This window comes from Streptomyces sp. NPDC050535, from assembly GCF_044457665.1.
In the GTDB taxonomy this organism is placed as follows: domain Bacteria; phylum Actinomycetota; class Actinomycetes; order Streptomycetales; family Streptomycetaceae; genus Streptomyces.
Map to the genome: position 1 here is coordinate 542540 of NZ_JBITHE010000002.1, position 16334 is coordinate 558873.

At 70.0% G+C, this 16334-nt stretch carries 14 protein-coding genes; 3 read left to right on the forward strand and 11 right to left on the reverse strand.

Annotated features, from left to right (window positions below; genetic code table 11):
* Window positions 1-261 precede the first annotated feature (261 nt).
* Together ACIBLC_RS07395 and ACIBLC_RS07400 are read left to right on the forward strand one after the other, a co-directional pair.
* Window positions 262-2232 (forward strand): glycosyltransferase family 2 protein, encoded by a 1971-nt coding sequence (locus tag ACIBLC_RS07395; RefSeq protein WP_399209772.1) that lies wholly within the window; start codon window positions 262-264, stop codon window positions 2230-2232.
* Complete coding sequence (locus tag ACIBLC_RS07400; protein WP_399209773.1) at window positions 2229-4166, forward strand: galactose oxidase-like domain-containing protein; 1938 nt, start codon at window positions 2229-2231, stop codon at window positions 4164-4166. The genes ACIBLC_RS07395 and ACIBLC_RS07400 overlap by 4 nt, the downstream gene beginning before the upstream one ends.
* Window positions 4167-4227: 61 nt before the next feature.
* On the opposite strand, the gene ACIBLC_RS07405 is transcribed toward ACIBLC_RS07400, so the two are convergent.
* Entirely contained in the window at window positions 4228-5247 is a 1020-nt protein-coding gene (locus tag ACIBLC_RS07405; RefSeq protein ID WP_399209774.1) for a glycoside hydrolase family 6 protein, read from the reverse strand.
* A gap of 165 nt (window positions 5248-5412) precedes the next feature.
* Here ACIBLC_RS07405 and ACIBLC_RS07410 point away from each other — a divergent pair, with 165 nt between their 5' ends.
* A complete protein-coding gene (locus ACIBLC_RS07410; protein ID WP_399209775.1) occupies window positions 5413-6183 on the forward strand; it encodes an ANTAR domain-containing response regulator in 771 nt (256 codons plus the stop codon).
* A gap of 317 nt (window positions 6184-6500) precedes the next feature.
* Here ACIBLC_RS07410 and ACIBLC_RS07415 read toward each other — a convergent pair whose 3' ends face one another.
* The 10 genes from ACIBLC_RS07415 to ACIBLC_RS07460 all read right to left on the reverse strand — a co-directional run bounded on the left by ACIBLC_RS07415 (window position 6501) and on the right by ACIBLC_RS07460 (window position 16211).
* A complete protein-coding gene (locus ACIBLC_RS07415; protein WP_399209776.1) occupies window positions 6501-7166 on the reverse strand; it encodes a class F sortase in 666 nt (221 codons plus the stop codon).
* A gap of 1 nt (window position 7167) precedes the next feature.
* Window positions 7168-7719 (reverse strand): hypothetical protein, encoded by a 552-nt coding sequence (locus tag ACIBLC_RS07420; protein ID WP_399209777.1) that lies wholly within the window; start codon window positions 7717-7719, stop codon window positions 7168-7170.
* A gap of 115 nt (window positions 7720-7834) precedes the next feature.
* Complete coding sequence (locus ACIBLC_RS07425; RefSeq protein ID WP_399209778.1) at window positions 7835-8614, reverse strand: HAD-IIA family hydrolase; 780 nt, start codon at window positions 8612-8614, stop codon at window positions 7835-7837.
* A gap of 111 nt (window positions 8615-8725) precedes the next feature.
* Entirely contained in the window at window positions 8726-10207 is a 1482-nt protein-coding gene (locus ACIBLC_RS07430; RefSeq protein ID WP_399209779.1) for an alkaline phosphatase family protein, read from the reverse strand.
* A 160-nt stretch (window positions 10208-10367) separates the two neighbouring features.
* A complete protein-coding gene (locus ACIBLC_RS07435; protein ID WP_399209780.1) occupies window positions 10368-11450 on the reverse strand; it encodes a 2-aminoethylphosphonate ABC transporter substrate-binding protein in 1083 nt (360 codons plus the stop codon).
* 66 nt (window positions 11451-11516) lie between these two features.
* Window positions 11517-12314, reverse strand: a complete 798-nt coding sequence (locus ACIBLC_RS07440) for an ABC transporter permease (RefSeq protein ID WP_399209781.1) — start codon at window positions 12312-12314, stop codon at window positions 11517-11519.
* A complete protein-coding gene (locus ACIBLC_RS07445) occupies window positions 12301-13284 on the reverse strand; it encodes a 2-aminoethylphosphonate ABC transporter permease subunit (RefSeq protein WP_399209782.1) in 984 nt (327 codons plus the stop codon). The genes ACIBLC_RS07440 and ACIBLC_RS07445 overlap by 14 nt, the downstream gene beginning before the upstream one ends.
* Window positions 13285-13300: 16 nt before the next feature.
* Window positions 13301-14353 (reverse strand): ABC transporter ATP-binding protein, encoded by a 1053-nt coding sequence (locus tag ACIBLC_RS07450; protein ID WP_399209783.1) that lies wholly within the window; start codon window positions 14351-14353, stop codon window positions 13301-13303.
* Complete coding sequence (locus tag ACIBLC_RS07455) at window positions 14350-15093, reverse strand: HAD family hydrolase (protein ID WP_399209784.1); 744 nt, start codon at window positions 15091-15093, stop codon at window positions 14350-14352. Before ACIBLC_RS07455 ends, ACIBLC_RS07450 begins: the two co-directional genes overlap by 4 nt.
* Window positions 15087-16211, reverse strand: coding sequence for a TIGR03364 family FAD-dependent oxidoreductase (locus ACIBLC_RS07460; RefSeq protein WP_399209785.1), 1125 nt, complete (start codon window positions 16209-16211; stop codon window positions 15087-15089). Before ACIBLC_RS07460 ends, ACIBLC_RS07455 begins: the two co-directional genes overlap by 7 nt.
* Window positions 16212-16334: the final 123 nt, after the last annotated feature.

Below are 16334 nucleotides of genomic sequence, written 5' to 3' on the forward strand. Positions count from 1 at the left end.
ACCCTGGGCCTCGAGGGACTGTCGATACCCGACAGTTGGGGGCAAGGTCGGTTGCAGATGTGACGGGGGCGGGGGCCCCGGTTCATGAAGAGATGCCGAGGGGGGCATCATGCAACCGGAAGGTCGTCGTTCCATGTCTCTGTGGTGGAGATGATGTGGTGACGCTGGCCTGCCAGTGATGCGTCCGGGACGGTCGAGGGGGACCCGACCGGACGACTGAACCGACGAACACGCGGACATCCGCGTGCGGGGGGATGACTCATGACGTCGACGCCGACGGGCGCCCGACCGGACTTCGACCCGTCCGAGACAACACAGCTCAGGGTGCCTTCGCACCGGACGGGTGGCTTCCGCAGAATCAAGAAGACTCTGCCGAGATACGACTACGAGCACTACAGCCGGCTCTCGGGGCCCCTCACCCAGCCCGACCCGACGAAGCCGTACAAGGTGCAGTACCGCACCCTCCTGTCCCAGGAGCCGCACCGCATACGCGCGGCCCTGATGCTGGGTGCCGCGCCGCTGCTCTCGGTGGTCCTGCTCGTCTGGCTGCTCCAGCCCGCACACTGGACGGAACGCGACTACCCCGCGTACGACTTCCTGCCGGCGCTCGACATCGTGATGCTGGTCTCGATCGGCCTGATCGAGTTCTTCCGCTGCATGAACGTGCTGTCGAACGCGCACGCGACCCTGGTCGCCCGCGACCCCATCCCGGTGGTGCCCGAGACCGGCACCAAGGTCGCCTTCCTCACCTCCTTCGTGCCCGGCAAGGAACCCCTCGGCATGGTGACGAAGACCCTGGAGGCGGCCGTCAAGCTGCGCCACCGGGGCCTTCTGCACATCTGGCTCCTCGACGAGGGCGACGACCCGGAGGTGAAGGAGGTCTGCGCGCGCCTGGGTGTGCACCACTTCTCCCGCAAGGGCATCGCGAAGTGGAACCAGGCCAAGGGCCCGCACCGCGCCAAGACCAAGCACGGCAACTACAACGCCTGGCTGGACGCGCACGGCGGCGACTACGACTTCTTCGCCTCGGTCGACACCGACCACGTGCCGCTGCCCAACTACCTGGAGCGGATGCTCGGCTTCTTCCGCGACCCGGACGTCGGCTTCGTCATCGGCCCGCAGGTCTACGGCAACTACGACAACGTCATCACCAAGGCCGCCGAGTCCCAGCAGTTCCTCTTCCACGCCCTGATCCAGCGCGCCGGCAACGCCTACGGCTCCCCGATGTTCGTGGGCACCTCCAACGCCGTACGCATCAAGACGCTGAAGCAGATCGGCGGTCTGTACGACTCGATCACCGAGGACATGGCGACCGGCTTCGAGATCCACCGCGCCAAGAACCCGGCCACCGGCAAGAAGTGGCGCTCGGTCTACACGCCGGACGTGCTCGCGGTCGGCGAGGGCCCCAACGCCTGGACGGACTTCTTCACCCAGCAGCTCCGCTGGTCGCGGGGGACGTACGAGACGATCCTCAAGCAGTACTGGAAGGGCTGGTACTCGCTGCCGCCGAGCAAGCTCTTCAACTACACCATGATGATCATCTTCTACCCGATGTCGGCCCTGAACTGGATTCTCGCGGCGCTGAGTTGTGCGCTGTTCCTGGGCCTGGGCGCCTCGGGTGTGAACATCGACCCGACGGTCTGGCTGATGCTGTACGGCAACGCGTCCGCGCTGCAGATCGGGCTCTACATCTGGAACCGCCGTCACAACGTCTCGCCGCACGAGCCCGAGGGCAGCGGCGGCGTGGCGGGCATGATGATGTCGGCCCTCTCGGCGCCGATCTACGCCCGGTCGCTGATGGACGCCGCGCTGCGCCGCAAGAGCAAGTTCGTGGTGACCCCCAAGGGCGACTCGGCGAGCCCCGACACCCTGTTCGGGACCTTCCGGATCCATCTGTTCTTCATGCTGGTCTTCGCCGGCTCGATCACCGCCGGCCTCGTGCTCGGGCACGCCCACCCCGCGATGATCATCTGGGCCACCTTCGCCCTGCTGATAACCGCCTCGCCGATCTTCGCCTGGCGCTGGTCGATGCGGCAGGACAGGAAGAAGCCCAAGGGGGCGCACGCCAGGCCGGCCTCGCTGCCGCCGCAGTCCGCGCTGCCGCCAGAGGCCTCGGTGCCCCAGCAGGAACAGCACGCCCCGCACGCACCGCAGCACAAGCCGCACTGGGCCGCCTCGAACAGCGGGAACGACCAGACCATGCAGATTTCCCTTGGGGGACATAAGAAATGAAAGACGGTGCCAGCCGCCGCCGTGCCCGTCGTCTTGCGATCGGTGCGGCGGTGGTCATCGCGCTGGCCGGGATGAACGGCCCGTGGCTGTATCGCTTCGGGACGGAGCAGTACCACCAGTACAAGATCAACAAGTCGGAGTACAAGGCCGCGAACGGCCACTGGGACGTCGTCGACTTCCCCGAGGAGTTCCGCCAGAACACGATCCACGCCGCCCTGCTGCACACCGGCAAGATCCTGCTGATCGCGGGCTCCGGCAACAACCAGGACAACTTCGACGCGAAGAAGTTCGACACCCGGATCTGGGACCCGGTCAAGGGCACCATCAAGAAGGTCCCGACGCCGGCCGACCTCTTCTGCACCGGCCACACCCAGCTCTCCAACGGCAATCTGCTGATCGCGGGCGGCACCAAGCGCTACGAGAAGATGAAGGGTGACGTCACCAAGGCCGGCGGCCTGATGGTCGTGCACAACGAGAACCCGGACGAGCCGATCACCCTGCCCGCGGGCACCAAGTTCACCGGCAAGGAGAACGGCAGGACGTTCGTCTCGAAGGACCCGGTGCTCGTCCCGCGCGCCAAGAAGGTCTTCGACCCGGACACCGGCGTGTTCCTGCGCAACGACCCCGGTCTCGGCCGTATCTACGTCGAGGCGCAGAAGAGCGGCACCCAGTACGAGACGGGTACCCAGGACAACTACCGCGTCCAGGGCCTGACCGGCACCGACGCCCGCAACACGTACGGCATCGCGGAGAAGCTCGCCCTGGACAAGAAGGACTTCCAGGGGATCAAGGACGCCTACGAGTTCGATCCGGTCGCCGAGAGGTACATCAAGGTCGACCCGATGAACGAGGCCCGCTGGTACCCGACGCTGACCACCCTCTCGGACGGCAAGGTCCTCAGCCTCTCCGGCCTGGACGAGATCGGCCAGCTCGTCCCCGGCAAGAACGAGGTCTTCGACCCGAAGACCAAGAAGTGGACGTACACCGAGGGCATCCGGCAGTTCCCGACCTATCCGGCGATCTCCCTGATGCAGTCGGGCGAGCTCTTCTACTCCGGCTCGAACGCGGGGTACGGCCCCGACGACGTGGGCCGCGACCCCGGCATCTGGGACGTGGACACCAACAAGTTCACCAAGCTGAAGGGCATGAGCGACCCGAAGCTCCTGGAGACCTCGGGGACGGTGCTGCTGCCGCCCGCGCAGGACGAGAAGTACATGGTCATCGGCGGCGGCGGGGTCGGTGAGTCCGACAGGTCCAGCGAGAAGACCCGGATCATCGACCTGCTGGCGGACGACCCGGCGTTCGTGGACGGGCCGTCTCTGGAGAAGGGCACCCGCTATCCGCAGTCCTCGATCCTCCCCGACGACTCGGTACTGATCTCGGGGGGCTCGGAGGACTACCGCGGGCGCGGCGACTCCAACATCCTCCAGGCGCGGATCTACGACGCGAAGTCGGGCGAGCTGAACCGGGTCGCCGACCCGCTGGTGGGCCGCAACTACCACTCGGGCTCGCTGCTGCTGCCCGACGGCCGCGTGATGTTCTTCGGCTCCGACTCGCTGTACGCCGACGAGGGCAACACCAAGCCCGGCGTGTTCGAGCAGCGCATCGAGATCTACACGCCGCCGTACCTGTTCCACGGCTCGCAGCCCACGCTCTCCGGCGGCCCGGAGACGATCGCCCGCGGCGCCTCGGGGACCTTCAAGACCCAGCACGCCTCGTCCATCAAGACGGCCCGGCTGATCCGGCCGAGCGCCTCCACCCATGTCACCGACACCGACCAGCGGTCCATCGCCCTGGACCTGGAGAAGACGGCGGACGGCGTCACGGTGACGGTGCCGAAGAACCGGAACCTGGTGGAGTCCGGCTGGTACATGCTCTTCGTGACGGACGACGAGGGGACACCCAGCAAGGCGCGGTGGGTGAAGGTGCCTTAGCCCGTACGCGACTGGGGGCGCCGTCCGCTTTTCGCGGAGGGCGCCCCCACTCACGTACCGACTAGCTGGAAGCCTTGGCCAGCTTCAGGGCGTAGTCCGCCCACCACTGGCCCGCCTTCGGGCCGCCCTTGCACTCGCCGTCCGACTCACCCGGCCGCTTGACCCACAGATACGCGTCGACGAGCGGATCCGCGGTCTTGGTCGTCGGCGTCTCGCCGAGCGCCCGGCCCGGCGGGTTGCACCAGTTCTCGTCGGCCTCGCCCGCGGTGTACGGGCCGTTGCCGTTGCGGCTGGTGTCGATGACGAAGGGCTTGCCGCCGACCTTCTCCGAGAGCTGCTTGCCGTACGCGATGGAGTCCTTGGTCGAGTAGAAGTTGGAGACGTTGACCGAGAAGCCGTCCGCCGCCTCGATGCCCGCCCACTTGAGGGGCTCGAAGATCTGGTCGGGGTGGCCCCAGCCCGCGTTGCCCGCGTCCACGTACACCTTGGTGTTCTTCAGTGCCTTGAGCGCGCCGATGGCGCCCTTGAGGAGGTCGTAGCGCTCCTCGTGGAACTCCTCCGGGGTGCACTGGTTGACCAGGTGCAGCACCGCGTCCGGCTCCAGGATCACCGTGGCGGGCCGGTCGCCGATGCCCTTGGCGACCCCCTCGATCCAGGTCCGGTAGGCGTTGCCGTCGGCGGCGCCGCCCTGCGAGAACTGGCCGCAGTCGCGGTGCGGGATGTTGTAGAGGACCAGGATCGCGTCCCGGTCGGCCTTCTCGGCGGCCTCGGTGAAGCCGCGCGCCTCCTGCTCGGGGTTCTCCGCGCCGATCCACTCACCCGTCGGCTGCTGGGCGATCTTGCGGATCTGCTCGGCGTCCTCGTCCTTGCCCGCCTTCGCATAGGTGGCGACCTGCGCCGCCGCGTTCCCGTCCGGGTTGACCCAGAACGGGTCCGAGTCCTTGGGCTGTTGTGTGACCTTGGCACCGGAGCCGTCGTTCTCGTCGCCGTCGCCCCCCGAGGAGAAACACCCCGCGAGCAGCAGTGCCGCCCCCGCCATCGCCACGGACGCCCGTGCCCCGGCCTGCCTGCTGCCGTACATCCAACTCCCCCTCGGGTGCACTGTCCGAAGGGTCAATCCTGACATAGGTCCCGCCTCGCCCACGAGATCACCCAACCCTTGGTGGAGAGCTGTTACAGCCCCGGGCCTTCGGGCACCCGTAGGCTCGGACGGGAGGCGCGGGGCAATGGAATCGGGGTAGGTCACATGCACCTCAGTACCCGGGAATCGCTCCTTGCATCAGCTCTGATCGAGGCGTCGGACACACTGTCCGACAGTTTCGACACCGAGCGATATCTCCAGGGGATGTCCGACCACTGTGTGGAGCTCCTGGGCGCCCGGACCGCCGGGATCATGCTGATCGAGGGCGGTGAGCCGGTGTCGCTCGCCGTGAGCAGCCGACAGCGGGAGGTGGCGCTCGATCTGCTGGCCGTCCAGCACCTCGGCGGACCCTGTCTGGACAGTTACGGCACGGGACGGCCGGTCGCGCCCGTCTCGATCAGCGTCGCCCATGCCACCGCCCGCTGGCCCGACTTCACCGAGCGGGCGCTGCGCCACGGCATCGCCGCGACCTTCGCGGTCCCGCTGCGCCACCGCGAGACTCCGCTCGGCGCGCTCAACGTCTTGCTGCCCGCCCTGCCCGAGCGCACCTCTCCGCCCGAGGAGCACGGGAGCGTGCGGCTGGCCCAGGTGCTCGCCGACGCGACGGCCGTCGGACTGCGGAACCACCGGATGTACGCGCGGTACCGCACCCTGGCCGGGCAGTTACAGGGGGCCCTGGCCAGCCGCGTACGGATCGAGCAGGCCAAGGGCATGCTCGCCGAGCGCTGGAACACCGGGGCCGATCAGGCGTTCCACACGATGCGCCAGTACGCGCGCCGGCGCCAACTGCCGGTCGACCAGGTCGCGACGGCGGTGATCGACGGCTCGGTCGACGTGGAGGAGCTGCGCGGCGGGCCGGGCGGGCGACCGTCGTAGCACCCTTGGTGGCGGTTCCGGAGCACGTGCCACCTGCGCGGATTGGCCAGAGGCCGCCTTATCGACCTCATGTCAGAAAGCCCCTAGGCCGGAGCGCTGATCCGCTCTAGAGTTGCCTCAAACGGCCCCAGCCCCTGGCCGGTTGGTTGGGTGAACCGCGAAATCTGCGGATTACTCCCCCTACCTCCCGCGCCGGACGCCGGGCTACTCCCGCAGCCCGTGCGCGCGCGGTCGAGGACCAGCCCGGTCGGCGGCTCCCCCCGGGGGGAGCGGGTCGCCGGCCGGGCCGGGTGCCCGGCAGCCGGCCGCCCGCACGGTCAGAGTCCGCTTCCCGTGAGGTACGCCGAGACGATCACGTTCGCCGTGTAGGTGCGGCTCGCCGCGTCGAAGGTGCCTCCGCAGGTGATGAGACGTAGCTCGGCCCGGCCCGACTGCCTTGGGCCGTAGGCCTGTTGGGCGTCGAAGTCGTCGCGGGAGAGAACCCGTACGTCGTCCACGGTGAACTCGGCGACCGTCCCGTCGTCGCGGATCACCCGGACGGTCTCGCCGGGCCGTACCGTGCTGAGCTTGTAGAAGACCGCGGGCCTGGTCTCGGTGTCGACGTGCCCCACGAGCAGTGCGGTACCGGCCGCTCCCGGTTTCGCCCCGGCGCCGTACCAGCCGACCACGCCCGGCTGGTCGAAGGGCGGCGGGTCGATCGCGCCCCGCTGATCGAGTCCGCGAGCCACGACGGGCGCCTGCACCCCCATCGCGGGGATGTCGACGCGCTGCGGCTTCGCGTCCCCCATCGGCCGCCTCGCGGGCGGCAGCCGTATCCCAGGCGGGCGTCCCACCGCGGCCATGTCGCCGGTGGTCGGCGCCGACACCCCTGGCCGTACGTCGGTCACCTCACGGCCCCACAGCCAGAGCCCGAGCAGCAGTACCGCCCAGGCGACGCCCGTCATCAGGCGCCCGGCGGCCGAGGAGTGCTCCTCCGTGGACATGTCAGTCGCGGGCGTCGCCGTGCCGGCTCCGGCGGGCACTGCGTACCGCCACGGCCACGGCCGCCACGCTCGCGAGGACGAGGCCGGTCACCGTGTGCCAGGTGCCGGGGCCGGTCTGCCGGGCGTCCACGAGGGCGAGCTGTGTCGCGGCTCCGCCGCCGCCCGCGTGGACGGGTGCGACCGGCGAGGCGGGGGCGGCGGGACTGGCACTGCCGTCGGGGGCGACGCCGACGGTGACCGTGCCCTTGATCCTGTCGTCGTAGCCGTCGCAGCTGACCTTGATGTCGTAGGTGCCGGGCTTGAGCGAGGTGGGCACCCGGGTCTCGCCGACGAGTGCGCCGTCCTCGCCGGTGAGCCGCGCGTCGGCGACGAACGCGGCCGATTTCGCGGTGCCCGTCCGTCCCGCGCAGCCCGTCGCCCGGAGCTGGATGTCGCCGCCGGGGGCCGGGGAGCCGGGCGTCACCCGGACGCCCGCGTCGGCCGCGTGGGCGACGGGAGCGAACACGGCCGCCACCGCCGCCCCGACACAGAGAGTGATTCGCAGTGAGCGCATCGTGAACCTCCAGATACCTGGAGACTCCTCCTGGGGACGCCGGGGCGCATCTCCAGAGGGGGCGGACTGCTCCGTACGGGTGCCGAATGGTTTAGATCACGGTGCGGGCTGCGGCTCAGACGCGGTCGACGAGATCCGCGATCGAGTTGACGATCTTCGAAGGGCGGTAGGGGTACTGCTCGATCTCGGCGGGCGTGGTCAGCCCCGTGAGCACCAGGAACGTCTCCATGCCCGCCTCGAGCCCGGCCAGTACGTCGGTGTCCATCCGGTCGCCGATCATCGCGCTGCTCTCCGAGTGCGCCCCGATGGCGTTCAGGCCGGTCCGCATCATCAGCGGGTTCGGCTTGCCGGCGAAGTACGGGTGCTTGCCGGTCGCCTTGGTGATCAGCGCGGCGACCGCGCCGGTGGCGGGCAGCGGGCCCTCCGCGGAAGGGCCGGTCTCGTCCGGGTTGGTGGCGATGAAACGGGCGCCGCCCTTGATCAGCCGGACCGCCTTGGTCATGGCCTCGAAGGAGTAGGTACGGGTCTCCCCCAGGACCACGTAGTCGGGGTCGTGGTCGGTGAGCACGTACCCGATGTCGTGCAGCGCCGTGGTCAGGCCCGCCTCGCCGATGACGTACGCGGTGCCGCCCGGCCGCTGGTCCTCCAGGAACCTGGCGGTGGCGAGGGCGGAGGTCCAGATGTTGTCGACGGGCACGTCAAGGCCCATGCGCTGGAGCCTGGCGTGCAGGTCACGGGCGGTGTAGATCGAGTTGTTGGTGAGCACCAGGAAGGGTTTTCCGGACTCCCGCAGCCTCTTGATGAAGGCGTCGGCGCCGGGGATCGGCACACCCTCGTGGATGAGCACACCGTCCATGTCGGTGAGCCACGACTCGATGGGCTTGCGCTCTGACATGTGCTGGGTCTCCTGCCGTCCTGACGTGGGTACGCCATCGGTCCGGGGGCGCCGGAACGGCGCTGTGCCGACGCCCCCCACCCTAGTCAGGCCCGCGTGGTACCGACCTGGTCAGGCCGGTTTCACCGATACTCCGTCGATCACCCAGTACCAGTTGTTCCCGCCGGTGTAGCGGAACCGGACCCGCGCCGTCCTGGCGCCGGGCGGCACCTGGAGGGTCACCTTCTCCACCCGGGAGGACGTGTCGGCGGTGTACGTCTTCACGCCGACCGGCGTCGCGCCGTCGTAGGAGACGAGCACCTCGCCCTTCTGCGGGGACTCCTGGCGGTAGTACGTGGTGTACGTGAGGGTGGCCGCGGCGCCTCCGGTGACCGGGTACGCGGGGCTGACCAGGGTGGAGTCGAAGGTGCCCGAGAAGGCCTTGTCCTGCCACTCGTCACCGTCGGCGACCGCGAAGACGTCGCGGGCCCGGACGTTGCTCTCGCGGTTCTGGTCGGCCTGCGCCTTCGTCCAGAACTCGTCCGTGGTGAAGGACCAGCCCCGCCACTCGGTGACCCCGCCCGTCCCCATCGCGGAGTTGTCGACCGACCAGCCGCTCGGCGGGGTGTGGGTGAAGCCGGCCACCGAGGCGCCGATGCCGGTCTCGTCGACGCGGGTGGCGAGCTGCGGGCGCAGCGCGTCGAAGTCGTCCGGCGCGGGCTGCTGCACGGGCCGTCCGTCGAGGCCCCAGGCGGGGTCGATGGCGACACCGAGGTGCGCGAGGGCGGAGGCGGCGATGTCCGGCATCTTGACGTCGTGGCGCACCGAACCGGCGGCCAGGGTGGGACCGGTCGCGATCATGAAGGTCTGCCGCTCGGGCCAGCTCGAACCGCCGTGGCCGCCCGCGTCGGTGTGCCCGTGATCGGCCGTGATCATGATCAGCCAGTCCTCTGAGGCGTACGTGGCACGGGACTTGACCGCGGCCACCATCTGTCCGACCTGTGCGTCGGCTCCGTGGACGGCGTCCAGGTACTGCCGGCTGGCGGCGCCGTAGCTGTGGCCCGCGTGGTCGACGTTGTCGAGCTGCACGAACACCGCGTCGGGGTCGGCGTCGCGCAACCGGGCGACGGCGCGGGAGGTGGTGCCGGTGTCGTACTCGGCGCTCGGGGTGGACACGCGGGTGTCGACCTTCAAGGAGAAGACGGTGTCCGTCAGGGGCGCCCAGGAGGAGACGGCGTACGTCGACAGGGACGGCTTCGCGGTCTCGATCCGGGTGAGGAAGTCCGGGTACTGGGCGAACTTCTGCCCGGTGAAGTTGTTGTCCTTGACGTTGTGCTTGTCGGGCCAGACGCCGGTGATGATCGTGGACCAGCCGGGGCCGGAGAGGGTGGGCGCGAGCGGGTTGGCGTAGACGCTGCTGGGCGCGGTGAGGCCCGCGGCCATCAGGGCGTCCAGGCTGGGGGCGTCGGCGTCCTTGACGCGGCTCAGCAGCGTGCCGTCGAGGCCGATGACGAGGACCTTGGGGGTCTTGGCGGCGGCTCGGGCGACGGACGCGAGCGGGCCGGCGGCGAGGGCGAGGCCGGCCGCGGAGGCGAGCAGGGAGCGACGGGACATGCGTGACGACACGTGATCCTCCGGAAGGGGGACGAGGGTGCGGGGCACGGATGGAACGGCGAGGGGTGGCGCGGTGGCCGGTCATGTCGACGCCCCCGGTGGTCCAGGGGCGTCGCGGGTGAGGGTTGTCGTGTGGGGCGGGGGTCCGGCTGCCGGTGGTTCAGCTGCCGGTGGCGGACTTCCAGTCCTCGACGTACGAGGTCAGGTTCTTGTCGATGTCCGCCCAGTCGGGCTCGAAGACCTCGACGCCGTCCATGAGCTCGGTGAGGGCGATGGCGTTGGCGTCGGTGGCCTTGATGTCCTTGCGGGCGGAGAAGCCGCCGCCGATCTCGCTGACCTGCTGCTGGGCCTTGGCGGTCAGCAGGTAGTCGAGGAGCTTCTTGCCGTTCTCGGTGTGCGGGGCCCTGGTGACGAGGCCGGCGGCGTACGGGAGCGCGAAGGTGGTCGGCCTGCCGGCGCCGTCGGCGGCCTTGTCGGCGGCCTGCGGGAACCAGATGCCAAGGTTCGGCATGTCCTTGGACTGCGCGTAGTTCATCTGGACGTCGCCGTTGGCGACCAGCAGTTCGCCCTTGTCGACCTTGGGGGCGAGCTTGCCGGTGGAGGCGGAGGGGCCGACGTTGTTCGTCTGGAGCTTCTTCAGGTAATCCAGCGCCGCGTCCTTGCCGCCGAAGTCGTGGATCGCCTTGATGAGTACGGCGGTTCCGTCACCGGCGACGCCGGGCGTCGAGTACTGGAGCTTGTTCTTGTACGTCCCGTCCAACAACTCCTCCCACGTCGTGGGCGCCTGGCTCAGCTCCTTCTTGTTGTAGACGAAGCCGAAGTAGTTGTTGACGACGGAGGTCCAGGTGGCGTCGGCGGCCTTGTCGGCGCCGTCGACCTGGTCGGAGCCCTCGGGCGCGTACTTCTGGAGCAGTCCCTTGCCGTCGGCCTGCTGGATGAACGGCGGGAGGGTGACGAGGACGTCGGCCTGCGGGTTGGTCTTCTCGCGGACGGCCCGCTGGACCATCTCGCCCGAGCCGCCCTCGACGTACTTGACCTCGATCCCGGTCTCCTTCTCGAAGTCCTTGAAGACCTGGTCGTACCAGCCGTCGCCGTTCTCGCCCTTGAGGCCGTCAGCGCTGTAGACGGTGACGACCTTGGCGTCGGAGGCGGCGGACTCGCCGCCGCAGGCGGTGAGGGTGGAGGCGAGGGCAAGGGCGCCGACGACGGCGGTGACCGGCCTGAGGTGCGTGTTTCTGGGCATGGCGAGGTGAACTCCTTGCGTGGTCTGTGCTTTTGAGGGTTTCGGAAGGTGGGACGGATCAGCGGGTCAGCGGTAGGAGGCCTTGGTGCGGATCCGGGAGACGAGGAACAGCACGAGCACCGTCGCCGTCATGAGGACCACGGCGAGCGCGGAGCCGGTGAACAGGGCGCCACGGTCGGTGGCCGCGTAGATCTGGACGGGCAGCGGGGTCCAGTCCGGCGGGTAGAGCATCATCGTGGCGCTCAACTCGCCCATGGACAGGGCGAAGCAGAGTCCCGCGGCGGCGGTCAGGGAGGGCAGCAGCAGCGGCAGCCGCACCCGCCACAGCACGTACGAGGGCCGGGCGCCGAGGGAGGCGGCGGCCTGTTCGTACGCCGGGTCGAGACGCACGATCGCGGCCGACACCGACTGATGGGCGAACGCCGTGACAAGAACGGCGTGCGCGAGGATGACGATCCACCGGGTGCCGTTGAGCAGCACCGGCGGCTTGGAGAAGGCGACCAGGATCGCGAGCCCGACGACGACGGAGGGCACCGCGACCGGCAACATGAACAGCGCGTCCAGCAGGCGCTTGCCGCGCTTCTTCAGGGCGTGCCCGGCGAGCGCCGCCCAGGTGCCCACGACCAGCGCGAGCACGCTCGCGGTGAGGGCGGTGACCAGGCTGGTGGTGAGGGCCTGGAGCGACTCGCCGCGAGTGGCGGCGGTGTAGTGCCCGGTGGTGAAACCGGACGGCAGCACGCTCGACCAGTTCGTGGCGAACGACGCGGCGAGGACGACGAGCAGGGGCAGGGCGAACAGGGGCAGGAAGAGGACGAAGAAGACTGCCCAGGTGGCCCACTTCCCCTTGCGGCTATGCACCAGCACGGCGGCTCACCACCCGGTAGAGGCCGTAGAGACCCACGGAGATCAGGACGTTGACGACGGCGACGACACACGCTCCCGGATAGTCCGACTCCAGGATCGCCTTGCCGTACACGAGCATCGGCAGGGTGGTGACCCCCTTCGCGCCGGTGAACAGCACGATGCCGAACTCGTTCAGGCACAGCACCAGGACCAGGCTGCCGCCGGCGGCGAGCGCGGGCAGCGCCTCGGGCAGGATGACCTGCCGCACGATCCGCGCCGGCCGCGCGCCCAGCGAGGACGCCACCTCCAGCTGACCGGTGTCGATGCCGGAGAAGGCGGCGAGCAGCGGCCGCATCACGAACGGGGTGAAGTACGTGATCTCCGCGAGGAGCACACCCCAGGGCGTGGTGAGGAACTGGAAGGGCCCCTCGGCCGCCCCGGTGGCGCCCGTCCACAGCCCGTTGGCCATGCCGACGGTGCCGTAGACGAACAACAGCGCGAGCGTGATCAGGAAGGACGGGAAGGACAGGAAGACGTCGATGAACCTGGCGACCGCCTTCCCGCCGGGGAACGGCACGAAGGCGATGACCAGGGCGAGGACGAACCCGAGCACCAGGCATCCGACGGTCGCGGCGACGGCCAGCCAGACGGTGGTCCAGAGCGCCTCACGGAACGCGGTGGAGGCGAACACATCCGCGTAGGCCTGCGCCGAGGTCCCCCCGCTGTCCGGCCGGAACGACTGCTGGACCACCAGGGCGAGCGGATAGAGAAACACGAGGCCGAGCACGGCGACGGGGGGCAGAGCCCAGAGCGGGGCGGCCGACCAGCGCCGGGGGCCTTGTTCCGACGCCGACGACTCGGGCCGGCCCGGCTGACCCGGCTGACCCGGCTGTGGGCAATCGTTCCGCAGGGCGATGGGGGTCCCCCCGCTCGAGCGAAGCCGAGAGTGGGGGAGGGCGGGCACAGCCACCGGCGCCGGGCCGCTTGTCATCTGAGGTTCACCGGACCTACCCATCGGTCACCCCGCCGGCGAGCAGTACCGCGTCCTCCGAGGCGAAGTGCAGGTCCACCGGGTCCCCCGGAGCCGGCGGCGTCCGCAGCTCTCGGAGGTCGGCCATCACCCGGTGGCCCGCCACGTCGACGTACAGCCGATGGGTGGCCCCCCGCCACTGCACTTCGGCGACGGTCCCGCCGAGGGAGTTGGGGCCCTCCCCGAGCCCGACGAGGTGAGGGCGTATGCACAGCGTGGCGGACGCACCCCGGGCGGCACCCCCGGTCGGGACCTTGAGCTCGGTCCCGGCGAGGGACACCGTGCCGGAACCCACCGTCACCGGCAGCAGGTTCGCGTTGCCCACGAAGGACGCCGTGAACTCGGTGCGCGGCGCCCGGTACAACTCCTGGGGCGTCCCGACGTCCCGCAGCCGGGCCCTGTCCATGACGGCGATCCGGTCCGCCAGGGTCAGCGCCTCGACCTGGTCATGGGTGACGTAAAGGATCGACACATCGGGCAACTCCCGGTGCAGCCGCGCGAGTTCGGCGAGCATTCCGGAGCGCAGCCGGGCGTCGAGCGCGGACAGCGGCTCGTCGAGCAGCAGGACGCCGGGCCGGATGGCGAGCGCCCGCGCGATGGCGACGCGCTGCTGTTGCCCGCCGGACAGCTCGCGCGGATAGCGCCGCGCGTACGCCGCCATCCCGGTCATCTCCAGCGCCTCGGCCACCCGCCCGCGGATCTCGCCCTTGGGAGCCTTCCGCGCCCTGAGCCCGAAGGCGACGTTGTCCGCGACCCGCATGTGCGGGAAGAGCGCGTACTGCTGGACGACCATGCCGATCCCGCGCCGGTGCGGCGGCAGGCCGGTCACGTCGCGGTCGCCGATGAACACCCGCCCGGAGAAGGGCCGTACGAACCCGGCGACAGCGCGCAGCGCGGTCGTCTTGCCGGAGCCGGAGGGCCCGAGCAGCGCCATGACCTCGCCGGTCCCGACGGTGAGGTCGAGCGAGTCGAGGACCGTGGTCCCGTCGTACGCGACCGACACGTTCTCGAAGCGGATGCCGCCGGTCATGGCCCGACTCCTCTGAGCAGGGAGGGCAGTTCGGCGACGGACCCGAGGACGGCGGTGGCGCCCGCCGCGCGCAGCGCCGTGTCGCCGTGCGCTCCGGTGAGGACTCCGGCGACGACTCCGGCCCCGGCGCGTACGCCGCTGAGCATGTCGTACGAGGTGTCGCCGACCACGGCGACCTGCCGCAGGGCGTCGGCGGCCCGGGTCCGCAGGAACGCCTCCAGCACCATGTCGGGGTACGGGCGTCCGCGGCCCCCCGCGTCGGCGGGGCACAGCGTGAGCGGCACCAGGTCCTGCCAGCCGAGGGCGGCGAGGATCGCGTCCTGGGTGACCCGGGCGAACCCGGTGGTCAGTACGACCGTCCGCCCGGCGTCGGTGAGTTCCCCGATCGCCTCGCGCGCGCCGTCGATCGGTGCGATGAGCCCGCCCTCGACGAGTTCCCCGTACGCCTTCTCGAAGGCGGAGTTGGCCCGCTGGGCGAGCGTCTCCTCCCCGAACAGGTGCCGGAAGACGGAGATCTTGGACTCGCCCATGGTGGCCCGGACGTAGTCGAGCTTCTCCGCGTGGTCGGCGGAGCCGGGCTCGACGCCCAGTTCCCCGGCGGCCGTCGCGAAGGCCCGCTCGACGAGTCCGCCGTCGGCGACGGTGGTGCCGGCCATGTCGAGCACGACGAGCCGTATGTCTGTGGCCGTATCCGGGTTCTCCGGGCTCTCCGGGTTCTCCGAGGTCAATTTCCTCACCATCCCAGTTCGTTGGCGGTCTTCTCGGCTATGGCGGGCGAGCAGGTCATGCCGCGCCCGCCGGGCCCGGTGACCAAACAGACCCCGTCCCGCACCCGCTGCCGGTGCACCACCCGGCTCGGGTCGGTGCACTGCGCGTACACCCCGGCCCAGCGCCGCCGGATCTTCGGCAGCGGCCGTCCGAGGAAGGACTCGACCACGCCGGCCAGGTGGTCGTACGGCTCCTCGACGGTGTCGAAGGCGAAGGGGTGCTCGTACTCGTGGGTGTCGCCGATGGTCAGCCCGCCGTCCGCGCGCTGCACCATGAGGAGCTGCATACGGTGGGCGGCCGCGGTCTCGGCCTGCGGCTGACCGGAGTTGAGCCGGTCCAGTGCCTCGCCGCGGTAGGCCGGGTAGTAACGGAAGCTGTCCGCGTCGGCGACCGAGGTGGTGAGCGGCTCGCCCAGCGGCTCGGTCTGCATCATCTGCAGCCGCACGCGCCGCACGGGCAGCTCGGGCCCGGCCAACTCCCGTACGAGACCACCCAGCCAGGCCCCCGTGCACAGCACCACCACGTCGCCACGGTGCACATCGCCGTGGTCGTCACGGACCGCGTGCTCGCCGACGACGTCGCGGACCTCGCGGCCCGGCAGGAAGGTGTAGCGCGGGGACTCCAACAGCGCTTCACGAAGGGCGAGTTGGGCGACACGCGGTTCGACGGCCGCGTCGCGCTCGCAGTACAGGGCGGCGTCGTACGTGCCCCGCAGAGCCGGGTTCACGGCGCGCGCCTCCCCCGCGGTCAGCAGCTTGTAGCCGCGGGCGGCGGCGTCCGGGCGGGCCAACGCCTCCTCGGCGACGGCGAGTTCACGCTCGCCGCGTACCGGGGTCAGCGACCCGTTCGCCCGGAAACCGATCCTCGGGACGCGGGCCCCGATCGATTCCCACAACTCCCTTGCCCGCAGGGCGGTTTCGAGCTCCTCTCCTCCGGCGCGACCACTCACCCAGATCTGTCCGAAGTTGCGCAGCGAGGCCCCACGGGCCTCCGCCTCACGCTCGATCTGCACGACCTCGTGGCCGCGCTCAATTGCGTGCCAGGCATGCAGGGTGCCCACCACGCCGGCTCCGACGACTATCACTCTCACGACGGCAACGCTCCTTGGAACGGGGGAATCGAAAGGGACCGCACAGCATCCAGATGGTGAACTGCCCATCACGTTTGGGCTAGACCCGTTATGTGTCTGTTATAAAAACGGGCGGGCCGCAGC

What these genes read in the sequence shown, in the direction of transcription:
- ACIBLC_RS07395 (WP_399209772.1), top strand. Translation starts at nt 262, where the DNA reads ATGACGTCGACGCCGACGGGCGCCCGACCGGACTTCGACCCGTCCGAG.
- ACIBLC_RS07400 (WP_399209773.1), top strand. Translation starts at nt 2,229, where the DNA reads ATGAAAGACGGTGCCAGCCGCCGCCGTGCCCGTCGTCTTGCGATCGGT.
- ACIBLC_RS07405 (WP_399209774.1), bottom strand. Translation starts at nt 5,247, where the DNA reads ATGTACGGCAGCAGGCAGGCCGGGGCACGGGCGTCCGTGGCGATGGCG.
- ACIBLC_RS07410 (WP_399209775.1), top strand. Translation starts at nt 5,413, where the DNA reads ATGCACCTCAGTACCCGGGAATCGCTCCTTGCATCAGCTCTGATCGAG.
- ACIBLC_RS07415 (WP_399209776.1), bottom strand. Translation starts at nt 7,166, where the DNA reads ATGTCCACGGAGGAGCACTCCTCGGCCGCCGGGCGCCTGATGACGGGC.
- ACIBLC_RS07420 (WP_399209777.1), bottom strand. Translation starts at nt 7,719, where the DNA reads ATGCGCTCACTGCGAATCACTCTCTGTGTCGGGGCGGCGGTGGCGGCC.
- ACIBLC_RS07425 (WP_399209778.1), bottom strand. Translation starts at nt 8,614, where the DNA reads ATGTCAGAGCGCAAGCCCATCGAGTCGTGGCTCACCGACATGGACGGT.
- ACIBLC_RS07430 (WP_399209779.1), bottom strand. Translation starts at nt 10,207, where the DNA reads ATGTCCCGTCGCTCCCTGCTCGCCTCCGCGGCCGGCCTCGCCCTCGCC.
- ACIBLC_RS07435 (WP_399209780.1), bottom strand. Translation starts at nt 11,450, where the DNA reads ATGCCCAGAAACACGCACCTCAGGCCGGTCACCGCCGTCGTCGGCGCC.
- ACIBLC_RS07445 (WP_399209782.1), bottom strand. Translation starts at nt 13,284, where the DNA reads ATGACAAGCGGCCCGGCGCCGGTGGCTGTGCCCGCCCTCCCCCACTCT.
- ACIBLC_RS07450 (WP_399209783.1), bottom strand. Translation starts at nt 14,353, where the DNA reads ATGACCGGCGGCATCCGCTTCGAGAACGTGTCGGTCGCGTACGACGGG.
- ACIBLC_RS07455 (WP_399209784.1), bottom strand. Translation starts at nt 15,093, where the DNA reads ATGGTGAGGAAATTGACCTCGGAGAACCCGGAGAGCCCGGAGAACCCG.